Here is a 16701-nt window from a genome sequence, read left to right as displayed (position 1 = left end):
GTCGCCCTATTTGAAACGATAGGTAATGCGACCCTTTGTTAAATCATAAGGTGACATTTCAACTGTAACCTTATCACCAGGCAGAATCCGAATGTAATGCATCCGAATCTTACCAGAAACGTGAGCTAAGATCTCAGCGCCGTTTTCAAGTTCAACCTTGAACATCGCGTTCGGCAATGTTTCTTTGATGGTTCCTTGAATTTCGATGACGTCTTCCTTTGCCAAATAGTGTCCCTCCTTATTATATGGTTTCGTGCTACCACGATTTTGGTCCGCTTTTCGAACCAGTCGCTAATCATTTTTATGTTAAAAAAACATTAAATCATTCAACGGCTAAACCTGAATAAGTTTATCACAACGCCCTCTGAAAAGCAAATGACGCCGCTTTTAGACTCTTTTTGATTAAAGGTTATCAAGAATCGATTTGATATCTTGATAAACATCATCAATGTCGCGATCACCATCGACATTGTGAAGCAAGTTGGCTTTTTCATAAAAATCAATCAACGGAGTATTCAACTTAACGTTGACATCCAACCGATTCTTGACCGTTGCCGGCTTGTCATCATCACGTTGATAGAAATCATGGCCGCCACAAACATCACAAGTGCCTTCTACCTTAGGCTTGTTGTATAACTTATGATAAGTTGCACCACAAGTCCGGCAGATGAACCGACCGGAAAGTCGTTCGACTAACACACTAGGTTCAACATGGATGTTAATGACCCCGTCCAATGGCTTGTTCAAATCTTGGCCGATTTGTTGAAGCGCATGGGCTTGATCAATATTACGTGGATAACCATCAAGCAAGAAACCTTTGGCAGTATCAGCTTCAGCTAACCGTTCTTTGACGATGCCATTAGTGACTTCGTCTGGAACCAAGTTACCTTGGTCGATATACTTTTTAGCTTCCAGCCCCATTTTGGTTTCATTCTTAATTGCTGCCCGAAAGATATCACCCGTAGAAATATGAGGAATATCAAAATCTTCAAGGATTTTCTGTGCTTGAGTACCCTTACCGGCACCTGGTAGTCCCATCAAAATTAGGTTCATTGTTCCCATAGTTTTTTCCTCCTAAAATGCACAAATGTGTTGAGTCTCCCCAACACACTCGCTGATGATTAACGAATAAAACCGACATAGTCGCGTTTCATCATTAACCCTTTAATTTGACGAATTGTTTCAAGGGCAACCCCAACAACGATCAGTAAACTCGTTCCGCCTAAACCAATTGATTCATCTAAGCCCCAGATATCTGACGCTAATAATGGAATCAAGGAAATTAATCCAAGGTAAAGGGCACCGACTGTACTTAATCGCATTAACAATTTTGAAACCCAATCTTGGGTATCTTTACCAGGCCAAACACCTGGGATATAGCTGCCTTGCTTTTGTAAGTTCTTCGATAGTTTTTCAGGATTGACCTGAACAAACGCATAGAAGAAAGTAAAAAGCACAATCAGTACGGTATATAAAATCGCACCGGGTGTCGACTGCATATTAAAGATACTCGTCAAAACGGTATACCAAGTATCGCCACCATGACTGGATTGGAAACCTAGTAAAATTGTTTGTGGTGTTGCGATGAACGAACTCGCGAAGATAACGGGAATAACCCCGGCAACATTCACCTTAAGTGGTAGGTAACTACTGTCAGGTGCACCAGCTGCACGCCGAGTATATTGAATTGGTACTCGATCATTAGCTTGTTCAACCCACGTTACAAACATAACGATGGCAATGACCAAGACTAATAAACCAAGGACGAACAAAATACTCTGCCACCATTGACTCTTAGCGACATTAACAAATTGTTCTTGGTAAATTTGATAAATCGATGTGGGTGTCCGAGCTAAAATCCCAGCAAAGATAATGATTGAAACCCCATTACCCATACCGCGATCGGTGATCATATCCCCTAACCAAGTGGTGAACATAGCCCCACCGGTCAGGATAATCCCAATCGTAAGGTAAGTCGACACACCCGGATTTTGAACCAACTTAAGTTGACTCAAAGAGTTAAAACCAGCCGTAATCCCAATCGATTGAACGAAAGCCAAGACGATTGTCATCCAACGGGTCGCTTGATTAAGCTTCCGTCGGCCAACTTCACCTTGTTTGCCCCATTCAACAAATTTCGGAACAATGTCCATCTGAAGCAATTGGACAATGATTTGTGCAGTAATGTAAGGGGATACCCCCATAGCAAGGATGGAATAATTTGTTAAACCGCCACCACTGAATGTATTCAGCATACTTATAAGTCCAGTTGATGCAACGGATTGAAGCGCCTTTGCATTTACTCCTGGTACTGTGATATAAGAGCCAAGACGAAATACAATCAAAACGCCCAACGTGAACAGAATTTTATTCCGAATATCCTTAACTTTCAGAGCGTCCTTCATGGTAGTCAGCAAGTTAGATCACCTCAGTTTTACCGCCAGCAGCTTCGATTGCCTTAACAGCAGATTCGGAGAACTTGCTTGCCTTGACTGTTAACTTTTTATCCAGACTACCGTTGCCAAGAATCTTGACAGCAGCACTCTTCTTAACCAAGCCGGCAGCCTTTAATGATTCAGGTGTAACTTCTGCACCATCATCAAAACGGTTCAAACCATCAAGGTTGACAACCGCAAATTCTTTACGGTTGATATTAGTAAATCCACGTTTAGGAATCCGACGGTACAATGGCATTTGGCCACCTTCGAACCCGACACGAACCTTACCACGCGCCTTTTGGCCTTTTTGACCACGACCAGAAGTTTTACCTTGGCCACTTGAGTCACCACGACCAATACGACGACGTGAAAAACGTGAACCTTCACTTGGTGTTAATTCATGTAACTTCATCTAGTAGGCACCTCCTCTTTTAATATTTTAATTACTTAATTACTTCAACATCAATCAAATGAGCGATGAGGAAGATTTGACCGCGAGTAGCTGCGTCATCAGGTTTAACAACTGAGCTGTTTACTCGACCTAAACCTAATTCCTTAACGATTTTACGTTGCTTAGGAAGACGATGAGCCGCACTGCGCACTAAAGTGATCTTTAATTGAGCCATGTTGTTTGTCCTCCTATTCAGCTAAATGTTCAACTGAAACGCCACGTAAAGCAGCGATCTGTTCAGCCTTCTTCAAACTCTTCAAGCCTTCAAACGTTGCACGAACAACGTTAACTGGCGTATTGGAGCCAAGACGCTTACTAGTAACATCATCAATACCAGCCAATTCCATGACGGCACGAACGGCGCCACCAGCAGCAACTCCAGAACCTTCAACGGCTGGCTTCAACAAGATGCGTCCGCCACCGAAAACTCCGAGAGCTTCATGAGGAATGGTTGTACCGACCATAGGTACAGTGATCAAGTTCTTTTTAGCAGCTTCGGATGCTTTCCGAATTGCTTCTGGAACTTCTTGAGCCTTACCAGTACCGAAACCAACGTGTCCTTTGTGGTCACCAACGATTACCAATGCGGCAAAACGAAGACGACGACCACCTTTAACAACTTTAGTAATCCGGTTAATGGCAACAACATTATCGTCAAGATCTAATTTTGATGGATCAATGAAAGTCATGTGGTATTATTCCTCCTTTGTTAGAATTTAAGTCCGTTTTCACGGGCGGCTTCAGCTAAAGCTTGAATACGGCCGTGATATAAGTAACCGCCACGATCGAAAACTACATCAGCAATTTTCTTTTCGGCAGCTCGCTTTGCAACAATTTCGCCAACTGAAGCAGCTTTTTCACTCTTGGTGTTGCCAGTTACTTCGCTATCTAATGTTGAGGCACTTGCTAGCGTTACACCCTCTACATCATCAATAACTTGAGCGTAGATGTTTTTGTTTGAACGATAAACATTTAAGCGTGGGCGCTCAGCAGTACCAGAAATCTTACCGCGGACACGAGCGTGACGACGTTGACGTGTCTTGTTCTTATCTGGTTTTGAAATCACAATAGTCACCTCTAATATATAGTATGGACAGCACTAAGCTGCATTATTTACCAGTCTTACCTTCCTTACGACGAACATATTCATCGACGTAACGAATCCCTTTACCTTTGTAAGGTTCAGGTGAACGAACGGCCCGAACTTCAGCAGCAAAGTCACCGACAGCTTGCTTACCAATACCAGAGATATTGATATGTGTGTTGTCAGGAACTTCGATAGTTAAGTTCTTAGGCGTTTCGAATTCAACAGGATGTGAGTAACCAACGCTTAATACTAACTTTTTGCCTTGCAATTGGGCACGGTAACCAACACCGACCAATTGAAGGTTCTTAGTAAAGCCTTTAGTAACTCCTTCAACCATGTTGTTGACATTGGCACGAGTAGTCCCGTGTAATGCCTTCATCTTAAAGTCATCAGTTGGACGAGTGAAGTTAACTTCGCTGCCTTCAACTGACATCGTGATGTCACTAGCGATGTTCCGCGTCAAAGTACCTTTAGGACCTTTAACCGTAACGACTTCGCCGGCTTGTGACACTTCTACCCCAGCAGGTAGATTAATTGTTTTATAACCAATACGACTCACTTACTTGCACCTCCTGTCTTAATTATTTATTACCAAACGTAAGCTAAAACTTCGCCGCCAAGCTTCTTAGCGCGAGCTTCTTTATCAGTAACTACGCCTTCTGAAGTTGAAAGAATAGCAATACCTAAGCCGTTTAAAACCTTAGGAACAGCATCAGCTTTGACATATGAACGTAAACCAGGCTTTGAAATACGTTTCAAACCACTAATTACACGTTCGTTGTCTTTACCATACTTCAAGAAGACACGGATGATGCCCTGTTTGTCATCATCGATATATTCAACGTCGCGAACAAAACCTTCATTCTTTAAAATTTCGGCAATGTTGCGTTTGATTTTTGATGCAGGAACTTCTAATGAATCGTGGCGTACCATGTTAGCGTTACGGATACGAGTCAAGAAATCTGCGATTGGATCAGTCATCATGAAAGTTTAACCTCCTTTAACTTGGGTTCGTTTTTACCAGCTGGCCTTTTTCATGCCAGGGATTTGACCTTTGTGGGCCAGTTCGCGTAAACAGATACGGCACAAGTGGAATTTACGGTAAACTGAATGTGGACGACCACAACGTTCGCAACGAGTATAGTTTTGAACAGCAAACTTCGCACCACGTTGTTGTTTAACAATAAGTGATTTTTTAGCCAACTTCGATTAACCCCCTTCGGTTATTTAGCAAATGGCATGCCAAATTGAGTCAACAACTCACGTGATTCTTCATCACTATCAGCTGTCGTAACAATTACAATGTCCAAACCGCGGACACGGTTAACATTATCATAGTTGATTTCTGGGAAGATCAATTGTTCACGGACACCCAATGTGTAGTTACCGCGACCATCAAATGAACGAGTACTTACACCATGGAAATCACGAACACGTGGTAATGAAACGTTGATCAACTTGTCTAAGAAGTCATACATACGTTCACCACGTAAGTCGACTTTGGCACCGATTGCCATACCTTCACGAAGACGGAAACCAGCGATAGATTTCTTTGCTCGCGTAACCAAAGGTTTTTGGCCGGAGATCAAAGTCAATTCTTCAACTGCTTCGTCTAAGTTCTTAGCGTTAGTGACTGCATCACCAACACCCATGTTTAAAACAATCTTAGCCATCTTAGGTACTTGCATTACTGAAGTGTAATTAAACTTATCCACTAATGCTGGGACGATTTCTTTTTCATATTGAGCTTTTAAACGGTTTTCCATGAAACTTGCTTCCTCCTTTCAGTCAGTAATATTAGTTTTCTAAAGCGTTGCCGGACTTCTTTGCGAAGCGGACACGCTTGCCATCTTCACGACGGACACCTAAACGAGTAGGTTCGTTGGTTGATGGGTCAAGGAACATAACGTTGGAAGCATCGATTGGTGCTTCGACATCAACGATACCGCCTTGAGGGTTAACGTTCGTAGGTTTTTGGTGTTTCTTGATCTTGTTAACACCTTCAACAACGACACGGTTCTTGGCAGAGATAACCTTTTTAATGGTACCTTCTTGACCACGATCCTTACCGCTGATTACACGAACTTTATCACCAGTTTTAATCAACATTAGGTTGCGCACCTCCTTATTTACGGTGTGTGACTACAGAACTTCTGGAGCTAATGAAACGATACGCATGAAGTCTTTATCACGTAATTCACGAGCGACCGGTCCAAAGATACGAGTACCTTGAGGGGTCTTGTCATCACGGATAATAACCGCAGCATTTTCATCGAATTTGATATATGAACCGTCAGCGCGGTGCATACCAGATTTAGTCCGAACGATTACGGCCTTAACAACATCATGAGCTTTGACAACACCACCGGGTGTTGCTTGTTTGACAGTAGCAACAATGATATCACCAATGTTCGCAGTTTTACGACCAGATCCACCTAAAACTTTAATAGTTAGGATTTCACGGGCACCGGAGTTGTCAGCAACTTTTAAACGACTTTCTTGTTGGATCACAGTAAGTGTCCTCCCTTCATTTAATATTAATCAGCTAATAAACTAGATAATAACAGCTTTTTGAACGACGTCAAGTAAGCGGAAACGCTTTGTAGCTGATAAAGGACGAGTTTCCATGATCCGGACGATATCGCCAATATGGGCTTCATTATTTTCATCATGAGCCTTGTATTTCTTTGAATAACGAACACGTTTGCCGTAAACAGGATGATTCTTGTATGTTTCACGAACAACGACGATGGTCTTATCCATCTTATCTGAAACAACGCGTCCTTGGATAACCTTGCGGCTGTTACGAGTATCTTCACTCATTCGAGATTGCCTCCTTTATACTCTACTTGTTTAACTCTTGTTCACGCAACGCAGTTTTGATACGTGCGATATTCTTACGAACTTGCTTTAAACGAGCGGTGTTTTCGAGCTGACCAGTGGCCAATTGAAAACGCAAGTTGAAAAGTTCGTCTTTGTAAGACTTTTCTTTTTCGAGCATTTCAGTAGTGGACAATGCTTTAATTTCCTTAGCCTTCATCTGATTCGCCACCTACTTCCTCGCGCTTAATAATCTTCGTTCTTACAGGTAACTTCGTGCCAGCTAAGCGTAAAGCTTCGCGAGCAACTTCTTCAGAAACGCCACCGACTTCAAACATAACCTTGTTACGTTTTACTGGGGCAACCCAACCTGCAGGAGTACCTTTCCCATTACCCATCCGCACGCCGACACCTTTTTCAGTGTAGGACTTGTGAGGGAAAATTTTGATCCATACTTTACCGCCACGCTTCATGTAACGGTTCATAGCAACACGAGCAGCTTCAATCTGCCGGTTACTGATCCAGTGTGATTCCAGTGTTTGTAAACCATATTCACCGAAAGCAACTGACTTACCGCCTTTGGCTTCACCGCGCATCTTACCACGGTGAACACGACGGAATTTTACCCGTTTAGGTACTAGCATGCTTATTTTCCTCCTTTATCTGCAGATTTCTTTTCTGGCAAGATTTCGCCACGGTAGATCCATGTCTTAACGCCAAGTTGACCATACGTGGTAGTAGCTTCTACCCAAGCGTAATCAATGTCAGCCCGTAACGTATGCAATGGAACCGTACCGTCTGAGTAAGTTTCAACACGTGACATGTCGGCCCCGTTTAAACGGCCAGCAACTTGTGTCTTAATACCCTTAGCGCCTGAACGCATAGTACGTTGCATAGCACCACGCATCGCACGACGGAAAGCAACACGGCCTTCCAGTTGACGTGCAATACTTTCACCAACTAATTTAGCATCTAAATCAGGTTTCTTGATTTCGATGATGTTGATGTGTACTCGCTTACCAGTTAATTCATTTAATTCTTTACGAAGTGCTTCAACTTCAGAACCACCCTTACCAATAACCATCCCTGGTTTAGCGGTATGGATTGAAATGTTCACGCGATTTGCAGCGCGTTCGATTTCAACGGTGGAGACGGAAGCGTCGGCAAGTCGTTTTTCAATATACTTACGGATACGTAAATCTTCGTTTAAGTAAGTTGCAAAATCTTTTTCAGCATACCATTTTGCTTCCCAGTCGCGAATGATTCCTACACGTAATCCGGTTGGATTTACTTTTTGACCCACGCGTTATCCCTCCTATTTTTCAGTAACTGTGATCGTAATGTGGCTAGTCCGCTTGTTGATTGGTGAAGCAGAACCCTTTGCCCGTGGACGGAACCGTTTTAAGGTTGGTCCTTCGTTAACAAAAGCTTCGCTGACGACCAAATCTTCACGATCTAAGTCAAAGTTGTTTTCAGCGTTGGCAACTGCTGAAAGTAGTACTTTTTCGACTACTGGTGATCCACCCCGTGGAGTGAACTTTAAGATTGCTAATGCTTCGGCAACGCTTTTACCTCTGATAAGATCGACAACTAGGCGGACCTTACGAGCGGCGATACGAACAGTTTTTGCAGTTGCGCGTGCAGATGTTACTTGTTCAGCCATTCTTTATCCTCCTAACTTTTACTTAGTTGTCTTATCGTCTGTACCGTGACCATGGAAAGTCCGTGTAGGTACAAATTCACCTAACTTATGACCGACCATATCGTCTTGGATATAAACTGGGACATGCTTGCGACCATCATAAACAGCGATTGTATACCCAATGAAACTAGGGAAAATTGTTGAACGACGTGACCACGTCTTGATGACAGATTTCTTGTCAGAATCAGATTGTGCATCGATTTTCTTTAATAAATGCGCATCTGCGAAAGGTCCCTTCTTTAAACTACGACCCATCTTGTGACCTCCTCTCGAAAACTACAGTAAATTCGACTATTAATGTTTGCCTGGACGACGACCACGAACGATAAGCTTGTTTGAACGAGCCTTCTTGTTCCGAGTCTTCTTCCCAAGGGTTTTCTTACCCCATGGCGACATTGGTGATGGATGACCGATTGGAGCCTTACCTTCACCACCACCATGAGGGTGATCGTTAGGGTTCATTACAGAACCACGAACCGTTGGACGTTTACCTTGCCAACGCGTACGACCGGCTTTACCAGAATTGATCAATTCGTGTTGTTCGTTACCAACAGTACCAATAGTAGCACGGCCAGTTAAGAGAACTAAACGAACTTCACCAGATGACAAACGCACAATGGCATATTTGCCTTCCTTACCAAGTAATTGAGCAGACGCACCAGCAGAACGTGCTAATTGGCCACCCTTACCAGGCTTCAATTCGATATTGTGAATCACAGTACCAACTGGAATGTTAGTTAATGGTAAGGCATTCCCAACCTTGATATCGGCATCGACACCAGATTGAATTTGCATCCCAACTTCCAAACCTTTTGGTGCTAAGATATATGATTTTACCCCATCACCGTAAACTACTAAAGCAATGTTAGCAGTCCGATTAGGATCATATTCAATCGCTTTAACCGTAGCTGGAACTTCATCTTTAATCCGCTTGAAGTCAACTAAACGGTATTGTTGTTTATGACCGCCACCACGATGACGAACAGTGATGTGACCATAACTGTTACGACCGGCTGTATGACTTTGTGAGTCTAATAATGACTTTTCAGGTTTTGTCTTAGTGATTTCAGCAAAATCTGAAGCAGTCATATTACGACGGCCGTTAGTGGTTGGTTTATACTTCTTAATACCCACTAGAGTTACCTCCTATAAATAGATTTAGTCTTGATCTTTGTCGTTAAACAATTTAATTTCGTTTGAATCAGGAGTTAAGGTAACAATGGCCTTACGACGCTTCTTAGTGTAGCCAGCGTAACGACCTTGACGCTTAAGTTTCCCTTTAACGTTCATAATGTTGACTTTAACGACTTTAACATCGAAGATTTCTTCGATAGCTTTTTTAACTTGTGTTTTTGTCGCCTGTACGTTCACATCAAATGTGTAGCGCTTGTCGTCCAAGTTAGCCATTGATGCTTCAGTGATTACAGGACGTAAAATTACATCGCGTGCTTCCATTATGCGAGCGCCTCCCCTAATTGATCGAGGGCTTTTTGGGTAACGACTAATTTGTCGCTGTTAGCAACATCTAAGACGTTCACACCATTAGCTTTGATGATCTTAACATTTGGTAAGTTACGACCTGCCAAAGCAGCCTTTTCGTTGTCGGCTTCAACTAAAACTAAAGTCTTAGTATCCACATTGAGGTTATTTAATACGTTAGCAAATTCCTTAGTCTTTGGTTGGTCGAAAGCTAAAGTTTCAACGGCGACTAAGCTATTGTCCAATACTTTTTGTGAAAGGACGGACTTCAAAGCTAAGCGCATAACCTTCTTAGGTAATTTGTAGCTGTACGAACGTGGAGTTGGTCCGAAGACAATCCCACCTTTACGCCATTGTGGTGAACGGATTGAACCTTGACGCGCACGACCGGTACCCTTTTGACGCCATGGCTTCTTACCACCACCGCGACGAGCACTACGGTTCTTAACTGCGTGTGTCCCTTGGCGTAATGATGCTCGTTGCATCAAGATTGCGTCAAAGACGACGTTTTCGTTTGGTTCAACACCAAATACGGCATCGTTTAAGGTGACGTCACCATTTTGCGTACCGTCTTGTTTGAATAATGCTACGCTAGTCATGTATTATGTCCTCCTTCCTTATTTACTCTTTACAGATGTCTTAATTGTAACGTATGACTTGTTAACGCCAGGAACATTCCCTTTGATCAACAATACGTTATTTTCAACGTCGGCCCGAACAACTTGTAAGTTTTGCATTGTCCGTTGGTGATTACCCATCCGACCTGGTAATTTCTTACCTTTGAAGACCCGGTTGATAATAGCACCTAATGAACCTGGACGACGATGGTAACGAGACCCATGGGCCATTGGTCCACGACTTTGTCCGTCTTTATGAATATTACCTTGGTAACCATGACCTTTAGTGATACCCGTAACGTCAACGGCGTCTCCGGCTGCAAAGATGTCAGCCTTGAGTTCGTCACCTACTGTGTATTCTCCAAGCTCAACATTACGAATTTCACGAATGAAGCGCTTAGGAGTCGTTTTTGCTTTTGCTGCATGACCTTGAGCAGGTTTGTTAGTCAAGACTTCACGCTTATCGCCGATACCTAATTGAATTGCTTCGTAACCGTCGTTTTCAACAGTCTTAACTTGCAACACAACGTTAGGTTGAACTTCGATAACTGTCACTGGGATTAATTCCCCGGCTTCAGTGAAGACTTGCGTCATTCCTACCTTTTTCCCTAAGATTCCTTTAGTGGTCATGAGTACACCTCCAATTAATTGATATATTTTGTATTAAAGCTTGATTTCAATATCTACACCGCTAGGCAAGTCTAACTTCATTAATGAATCGACTGTCTTAGGCGTTGGGTTAACGATATCGATTAACCGCTTGTGAGTCCGCATTTCGAATTGTTCACGTGAGTCCTTAAACTTATGTGGTGAACGTAGGACCGTGTAAATCGTCCGATCAGTTGGTAAGGGAATTGGACCTGAAATAGTAGCACCAGTTCTCTTTGCCGTTTCGACAATCTTATCAGCTGATTGATCAAGAATACGGTGTTCGTATGCCTTTAAACGGATACGAATTTTTTGCTTTGCCATTGTTGTGACCTCCTTCGTCTATTTTAAAAATAAGACTAGCTCCGTGAAAATTACCGCCACGTCCCATGACAATGTGGCCGGGCGTGTCGCAACCTTTCACATCAAAGCTAACTACGACTACTTGATGTCGGGGGGTACAATACTCCCCTTCTAAATACCAAGCACAATCTATAATAACTGAAAAGCTTTGTAATAGCAAGTGTTTCCACACTTTTTTAGAACCATCGTTGTAAACCGTGTTACCTTTTTTGAACCAGCACCAATAAATGTAACATAAATTCAATTGAAATAGTAGTCCTTTCAGACTTTTATTTCTAGATTAGCGGTTAGCACGCATGGATTCACGCGTAACGTTTTAGAAATCACTGACCTACTGTGGCAACTCATTGCCAATTGGCTCAATCATTCCTGTCTGTCATAACGCACGACGTTATTTGCAATAATACGCTCGTTTAACACGAGTTGCAAGCAGAACCACATCTTAATTTTAAAATCACCCAAGTGGTGACTAACTGGCACGGCATTTTTACGACCACCCCCGGCTAATCGATCGCCCTCACTTTTTTTGCAAGAGTGTTTTACAAACATGGGGACAGCCGCAATTCAACGCAGCTATTTTTTCAAACAAGACCCACTTATGCCAGGCACCCTACTATAATAGAAGCAATTGAATTAAAAGCTACGCAAAAAAGACGCCTGAGACTGATCGCAGGCGTCTTTAAGCTAGAGCTATCCAACGTACAAAAAAAGATGTTGAGTCTAAGACCCAACACCTTCTTTTTAATCAAGATTAATCTTCGACAGGAGTGCCGCCATTTTTCTTGATAATATCAGCTTGAACTGACTTAGGTACCTTTTCGTAATGATCAAAGCTCATTGTGAAGGTCCCACGGCCTTGCGTTGCAGAACGTAAAGTCGTTGCATAACCGAACATTTCAGCTAACGGTACAAAGGCATGGACTTCTTGAGCGTTCCCACGTTCTTCCATCCCTTCGATTGTCCCACGACGAGCGGTAACATGACCCATAACATCACCTAAGTAATCTTCTGGGGCCACAATATCAACCTTCATGATTGGTTCCAAAATAACAGGACCAGCACTCTTAGTGGCATTCCGTAAAGCTAATGAAGCGGCAATCTTGAAGGCTGCTTCACTAGAATCGACATCATGGTAAGACCCATCATAGAGTTTTGCCTTAACGTCAACCAATGGATAACCAGCTAACACACCGTTAGCCATAGCTTCTTTCAAACCTTGTTCAACTGAAGGAATGTATTCGCGAGGAACAACCCCACCGACGATGGCATCTTCGAATTCGAAGCCTTTACCTTCTTCGTTAGGTGTAAATTCAACCCAAACATCCCCATATTGACCTTTACCACCAGATTGGTGAACGAACTTACCTTGGACCTTAGTTGCTTTCGTGAAGGTTTCACGATAAGAAACTTGAGGTGCACCAACAGTTGCTTCAACGTTGAATTCACGACGCATCCGGTCAACGATGATGTCCAAATGTAATTCACCCATCCCAGCGATTAAAGTTTCACCAGTTTCTTGGTTAGTTTCAGCCTTGAAAGTAGGATCTTCTTCAGAAAGCTTTTGTAAGGCAACGTTCATCTTATCTTGGTCAGCCTTAGTCTTAGGTTCAACGGCAACCTGGATAACGGGATCAGGGAATTCCATTGATTCCAAATGATATGGATGGTCAATTGAAGTCAATGAATCACCAGTAGTGGTGTTCTTCAAACCAATCGCAGCGGCGATATCACCAGAGAATACTTCTGGGATTTCTTTCCGTTGGTTAGAATGCATTTGAAGTAAACGACCGACACGTTCACGTTTGTCTTTGGTAGCGTTCAAGACGTATGAACCTGATTCCAAAGTTCCTTGATAAACCCGGATGAAAGTCAACCGACCAACGAATGGGTCAGTAGCAACCTTAAATGCTAAGGCAGCGAAAGGTTTGTCGTCGCCGGCAATTAAGTCGACTTCTTCATCAGTTTCAGGATCAGTAGCCTTGTAAGGCTTAACATCAAGTGGTGATGGTAAGTAATCAACAACTGAATCCATCAACATTTGAACACCCTTGTTCTTGAAGGCTGAACCAGCTAAAACTGGGAAGAATTCAAGTGCCAAGGTACCTTTACGAATAGCAGCTTTGATTTCGTCTTTAGAAATCTCTTCACCACTAAGGTATTTTTCCATGATTTCATCATCGATATCAGCTAAAGCTTCGATCAAATCATCACGAGCAGCTTGAGCTTCTTCTTTGTATTCATCAGGAACGTCAACTGTATCCCATTCCGTACCAAGTTGATCTTCATCATAAAGGTCAGCTTTCATTTCGATTAAGTCAATGACCCCTTCGAAATTGTCTTCGGCACCAATTGGTAATTGGATAGCGTGGGCGTTAGCTTGTAAACGATCATGGATCGTGCTTACAGAGTACTTGAAGTCCGCACCAATTTTGTCCATCTTGTTAACGAAAACGACACGAGGAACGTTATACGTTGATGCTTGACGCCAAACCGTTTCAGTTTGGGGTTCAACACCAGCTTGAGCATCTAAGACGGCAATCGCACCATCCAAAACCCGGAGTGACCGTTCAACTTCAACCGTGAAGTCAACGTGTCCTGGGGTATCGATAATGTTGATACGATGTTTTTTCCATTCAGCAGTCGTCGCAGCTGAGGTAATGGTAATCCCACGTTCTTGTTCTTGGGCCATCCAGTCCATTTGTGAAGCACCATCATGGGTTTCACCAATTTTATGGATTTTACCTGTGTAGTACAAGATACGTTCGGTAGTGGTAGTCTTACCAGCATCGATATGGGCCATAATACCAATGTTACGAGTCTTATCGAGTGAAAATTCTCTTGTATTAGCCATTAGTAAAGTGTTTCTCCTCTCAAAATTAAGTAGTAATAATCAAAAACTTTTCTTAAAAAAATGACTACTATATGCTCACATATAATAGCCACCTTGTTGTTACGTTTAGTCAAAGGAACCCTTTAACCAAACCATGAAGATATTACCAACGATAATGCGCAAAGGCACGGTTGGCTTCAGCCATACGGTGAGTATCTTCCCGCTTCTTAACTGAGGCACCAGTATTGTTAGCAGCATCCATGATTTCACGAGCTAACCGGTCGGACATGGTATGTTCGCCACGTAAACGTGCATATTGAACGATCCAACGAAGGCCCAAAGTCGTTTTACGATCTGGACGAACTTCGATAGGAACTTGATAGTTAGAACCACCGACACGGCGAGCTTTAACTTCAAGTACTGGCATAACGTTCTTCATTGCTTCTTCGAAGACATCTAAAGGTTCGTTACCAGTTTGTTCTTTAATTTGATCAAACGCATCATACAAGATAGTTGATGCAGTCCCGCGCTTACCATCTAACATTAGGTGGTTAATTAAACGCGTAACTAACTTAGAATCGTACATTGGATCTGGCAAAACTTCGCGCTTTGCTGGTTGTCCTTTTCTTGGCATTTAACTTACCTCCCTATTCTTTTGGCTTCTTAGTACCGTACTTGGAACGGCCTTGGCGACGATCTTCGACACCGGCAGTATCCAAAGTACCACGGATAACATGGTAACGTACACCAGGTAAATCCTTTACACGACCACCACGAATTAAAACAACACTATGTTCTTGGAGGTTATGGCCAATACCAGGAATGTAAGCTGTAACTTCGATTAAGTTAGATAAACGAACACGTGCGTATTTCCGCAAAGCTGAGTTAGGCTTCTTAGGAGTCATGGTACCGACACGAGTCGCAACCCCACGTTTTTGTGGCGCTGGGTTCTTAGTTGCAACCTTCTTGTAACTGTTATACCCGAAGTTTAACGCTGGGGCATTTGATTTTGATACTTTAGACTTACGGCCTTTACGAATCAATTGATTAATTGTTGGCATGTTCTAAAGTGTCCTCCTTCCAAAAATGTCTGAGTTTTTAAGTCCACACATCCAGGTGGTTCTTTTTTTGATAAAAAAGAAACCCGAACGGCGGCGATATTGTGCGCTAGAGCCGACCAGTCAGCATGTCTGTATTCCTATACAGGAATCTGTCTGCAAAAAGCACCTTTACTAGAATAGCATGATGCTTTAGGCGTGTCAACAAATGAAATCAAGTTTTCTTTGCGTAGTTACCTAATAGTTAGCGCAACTTTAGAAAGGTGGTTTCACTTTGTTCCTACTCATCAGTTATTATTTTAGTATCGGCGCTTGTCTCGGCTCATTCATTACTTGTATGGCCGAGCGCGTCAGTTATCGACAACCGATCTTTAAGTCAGCCGCGCGATCACAATGTCCCTATTGTAAACAAAACTTGCGGGTTTGGCAACTCCTCCCATTAATAGGCGTCTTGATTCAACGCGGTCGCTGTTGGGATTGCCAGCACCGCATCAGCTTACGCTCCACACTAGTTGAACTACTTTGCGGTACCTTGTTGGCAGTCACCCTACCAACCGTTAGTTTGAGCTTAGTCCCATTACTACTTGGTTACGGGGTGCTCTTATTCAACAGCCTCACCGATTATTTAACCTTTAGTGTCTATCCACTGACCTTAGTCTTACCAGCAAGCATTGGGTTGTGGCTACAACCACCCCAACTAAATGGACCGTTCTATCTGCTACTTGGCTTACTGCTGAGCTTGTATCTCCTCGCCAAGTTCACCCACAAGTTTGGTCTCGGCGATGTGGATATCTTAATCATGCTGACTTTATTAGCCACTCCCGCCGTCGTCTTAACGAGTCTGACCATGGCTGCGTTTGGTGCATTATTAATCTTACTACTGGATCGGCAACGCACGCATTTACCCTTCGTCCCCTTCTTAACTTGGGGATTTATTCTATGCACTCAATTGGTATAACCTCATGCAAGCCAGTTAAAGATCGCCAGTAATCAAGGTTGGTTTGGATTTTTCACCCAATCTTTCATTAGGTAAAGTTAAACTCGTTTGGAATTATCGTAAGCACCCAATAACTGACCGTCTATGATTGTCACTAAATACACGATATGATTACCTCATCAAATAAATGGTGAGGTTTTTTCTACGTCTTGTCAAGAAGAATGTTGATGTACCAACTTTTCAATGTTTAGGATGACTTTGGATTCACTAT

General features: G+C 42.8%; 28 protein-coding genes and 1 pseudogene. 2 read left to right on the top strand and 27 right to left on the bottom strand.

Features of this window, described 5'->3' with window-relative positions:
• Window positions 1–6: 6 nt before the first annotated feature.
• The 27 genes from infA to rpsL form a co-directional block, all read right to left on the bottom strand.
• Complete coding sequence (infA, locus tag FFM80_RS02355; protein ID WP_003638082.1) at window positions 7–225, bottom strand: translation initiation factor IF-1; 219 nt, start codon at window positions 223–225, stop codon at window positions 7–9.
• A gap of 177 nt (window positions 226–402) precedes the next feature.
• On the bottom strand, window positions 403–1053 hold the full coding sequence (locus tag FFM80_RS02350; protein ID WP_307722449.1) for an adenylate kinase: 651 nt from the start codon (window positions 1051–1053) through the stop codon (window positions 403–405).
• A 68-nt stretch (window positions 1054–1121) separates the two neighbouring features.
• A complete protein-coding gene (secY, locus tag FFM80_RS02345; protein ID WP_137639334.1) occupies window positions 1122–2417 on the bottom strand; it encodes a preprotein translocase subunit SecY in 1296 nt (431 codons plus the stop codon).
• 1 nt (window position 2418) lies between these two features.
• Window positions 2419–2850, bottom strand: coding sequence for a 50S ribosomal protein L15 (gene rplO / locus FFM80_RS02340; protein WP_137635520.1), 432 nt, complete (start codon window positions 2848–2850; stop codon window positions 2419–2421).
• Between the two features lie 31 nt (window positions 2851–2881).
• Window positions 2882–3064, bottom strand: a complete 183-nt coding sequence (gene rpmD / locus FFM80_RS02335; protein WP_137606036.1) for a 50S ribosomal protein L30 — start codon at window positions 3062–3064, stop codon at window positions 2882–2884.
• Window positions 3065–3077: 13 nt separating this feature from the next.
• Window positions 3078–3578, bottom strand: coding sequence for a 30S ribosomal protein S5 (gene rpsE / locus FFM80_RS02330; protein ID WP_137635521.1), 501 nt, complete (start codon window positions 3576–3578; stop codon window positions 3078–3080).
• A gap of 20 nt (window positions 3579–3598) precedes the next feature.
• The gene (gene rplR, locus FFM80_RS02325) at window positions 3599–3964 is read right to left on the bottom strand and encodes a 50S ribosomal protein L18 (protein WP_307722448.1); all 366 of its coding nucleotides are present in this window, start codon (window positions 3962–3964) and stop codon (window positions 3599–3601) included.
• A 34-nt stretch (window positions 3965–3998) separates the two neighbouring features.
• Window positions 3999–4535, bottom strand: a complete 537-nt coding sequence (gene rplF, locus FFM80_RS02320) for a 50S ribosomal protein L6 (protein ID WP_137635523.1) — start codon at window positions 4533–4535, stop codon at window positions 3999–4001.
• Between the two features lie 29 nt (window positions 4536–4564).
• Window positions 4565–4960, bottom strand: a complete 396-nt coding sequence (gene rpsH, locus FFM80_RS02315) for a 30S ribosomal protein S8 (protein ID WP_137635524.1) — start codon at window positions 4958–4960, stop codon at window positions 4565–4567.
• A gap of 33 nt (window positions 4961–4993) precedes the next feature.
• Window positions 4994–5179 (bottom strand): type Z 30S ribosomal protein S14, encoded by a 186-nt coding sequence (locus FFM80_RS02310; RefSeq protein WP_137635525.1) that lies wholly within the window; start codon window positions 5177–5179, stop codon window positions 4994–4996.
• Between the two features lie 20 nt (window positions 5180–5199).
• Complete coding sequence (rplE, locus tag FFM80_RS02305; protein WP_137606041.1) at window positions 5200–5742, bottom strand: 50S ribosomal protein L5; 543 nt, start codon at window positions 5740–5742, stop codon at window positions 5200–5202.
• Between the two features lie 31 nt (window positions 5743–5773).
• Window positions 5774–6085, bottom strand: coding sequence for a 50S ribosomal protein L24 (rplX, locus tag FFM80_RS02300; RefSeq protein WP_137635526.1), 312 nt, complete (start codon window positions 6083–6085; stop codon window positions 5774–5776).
• A gap of 33 nt (window positions 6086–6118) precedes the next feature.
• The gene (gene rplN, locus FFM80_RS02295) at window positions 6119–6487 is read right to left on the bottom strand and encodes a 50S ribosomal protein L14 (protein ID WP_137635527.1); all 369 of its coding nucleotides are present in this window, start codon (window positions 6485–6487) and stop codon (window positions 6119–6121) included.
• 42 nt (window positions 6488–6529) lie between these two features.
• A complete protein-coding gene (gene rpsQ, locus FFM80_RS02290) occupies window positions 6530–6799 on the bottom strand; it encodes a 30S ribosomal protein S17 (protein ID WP_137635528.1) in 270 nt (89 codons plus the stop codon).
• 22 nt (window positions 6800–6821) lie between these two features.
• Window positions 6822–7016, bottom strand: a complete 195-nt coding sequence (rpmC, locus tag FFM80_RS02285) for a 50S ribosomal protein L29 (RefSeq protein WP_003638068.1) — start codon at window positions 7014–7016, stop codon at window positions 6822–6824.
• Complete coding sequence (rplP, locus tag FFM80_RS02280; protein ID WP_137635529.1) at window positions 7006–7440, bottom strand: 50S ribosomal protein L16; 435 nt, start codon at window positions 7438–7440, stop codon at window positions 7006–7008. The genes rpmC and rplP overlap by 11 nt, the downstream gene beginning before the upstream one ends.
• Window positions 7441–7442: 2 nt before the next feature.
• Complete coding sequence (gene rpsC, locus FFM80_RS02275; protein ID WP_137635530.1) at window positions 7443–8099, bottom strand: 30S ribosomal protein S3; 657 nt, start codon at window positions 8097–8099, stop codon at window positions 7443–7445.
• Window positions 8100–8111: 12 nt separating this feature from the next.
• Complete coding sequence (gene rplV / locus FFM80_RS02270; RefSeq protein WP_137635531.1) at window positions 8112–8459, bottom strand: 50S ribosomal protein L22; 348 nt, start codon at window positions 8457–8459, stop codon at window positions 8112–8114.
• Window positions 8460–8477: 18 nt separating this feature from the next.
• On the bottom strand, window positions 8478–8753 hold the full coding sequence (gene rpsS / locus FFM80_RS02265; RefSeq protein ID WP_024624524.1) for a 30S ribosomal protein S19: 276 nt from the start codon (window positions 8751–8753) through the stop codon (window positions 8478–8480).
• A 39-nt stretch (window positions 8754–8792) separates the two neighbouring features.
• Complete coding sequence (gene rplB / locus FFM80_RS02260) at window positions 8793–9632, bottom strand: 50S ribosomal protein L2 (protein ID WP_137639332.1); 840 nt, start codon at window positions 9630–9632, stop codon at window positions 8793–8795.
• A 24-nt stretch (window positions 9633–9656) separates the two neighbouring features.
• Complete coding sequence (gene rplW, locus FFM80_RS02255; protein WP_137639331.1) at window positions 9657–9953, bottom strand: 50S ribosomal protein L23; 297 nt, start codon at window positions 9951–9953, stop codon at window positions 9657–9659.
• Window positions 9953–10576: a 50S ribosomal protein L4 gene (gene rplD, locus FFM80_RS02250; protein WP_137635534.1), complete on the bottom strand. Its 624-nt coding sequence runs from the start codon at window positions 10574–10576 to the stop codon at window positions 9953–9955. Before rplD ends, rplW begins: the two co-directional genes overlap by 1 nt.
• 18 nt (window positions 10577–10594) lie before the next feature.
• Complete coding sequence (gene rplC, locus FFM80_RS02245) at window positions 10595–11224, bottom strand: 50S ribosomal protein L3 (RefSeq protein WP_137639330.1); 630 nt, start codon at window positions 11222–11224, stop codon at window positions 10595–10597.
• A gap of 33 nt (window positions 11225–11257) precedes the next feature.
• Window positions 11258–11566, bottom strand: a complete 309-nt coding sequence (gene rpsJ, locus FFM80_RS02240) for a 30S ribosomal protein S10 (RefSeq protein ID WP_137635536.1) — start codon at window positions 11564–11566, stop codon at window positions 11258–11260.
• Between the two features lie 790 nt (window positions 11567–12356).
• Entirely contained in the window at window positions 12357–14456 is a 2100-nt protein-coding gene (gene fusA, locus FFM80_RS02235) for an elongation factor G (protein WP_137639329.1), read from the bottom strand.
• A 142-nt stretch (window positions 14457–14598) separates the two neighbouring features.
• Complete coding sequence (gene rpsG, locus FFM80_RS02230; protein ID WP_137635538.1) at window positions 14599–15069, bottom strand: 30S ribosomal protein S7; 471 nt, start codon at window positions 15067–15069, stop codon at window positions 14599–14601.
• A 13-nt stretch (window positions 15070–15082) separates the two neighbouring features.
• A complete protein-coding gene (rpsL, locus tag FFM80_RS02225) occupies window positions 15083–15496 on the bottom strand; it encodes a 30S ribosomal protein S12 (RefSeq protein ID WP_137635539.1) in 414 nt (137 codons plus the stop codon).
• A 271-nt stretch (window positions 15497–15767) separates the two neighbouring features.
• Between rpsL and FFM80_RS14690 the strand changes: the two are divergent.
• Window positions 15768–16028 (top strand): annotated as a pseudogene (locus FFM80_RS14690) (prepilin peptidase); the annotation flags it as partial.
• Entirely contained in the window at window positions 16029–16451 is a 423-nt protein-coding gene (locus tag FFM80_RS14685) for a hypothetical protein (protein WP_263390477.1), read from the top strand.
• Window positions 16452–16701 lie beyond the last annotated feature (250 nt).

It is taken from the genome of Lactiplantibacillus dongliensis (assembly GCF_005405105.1).
GTDB classification, from domain to species: Bacteria; Bacillota; Bacilli; order Lactobacillales; family Lactobacillaceae; genus Lactiplantibacillus; species Lactiplantibacillus dongliensis.
This window is presented reverse-complemented; position numbering and strand designations above follow the sequence as displayed.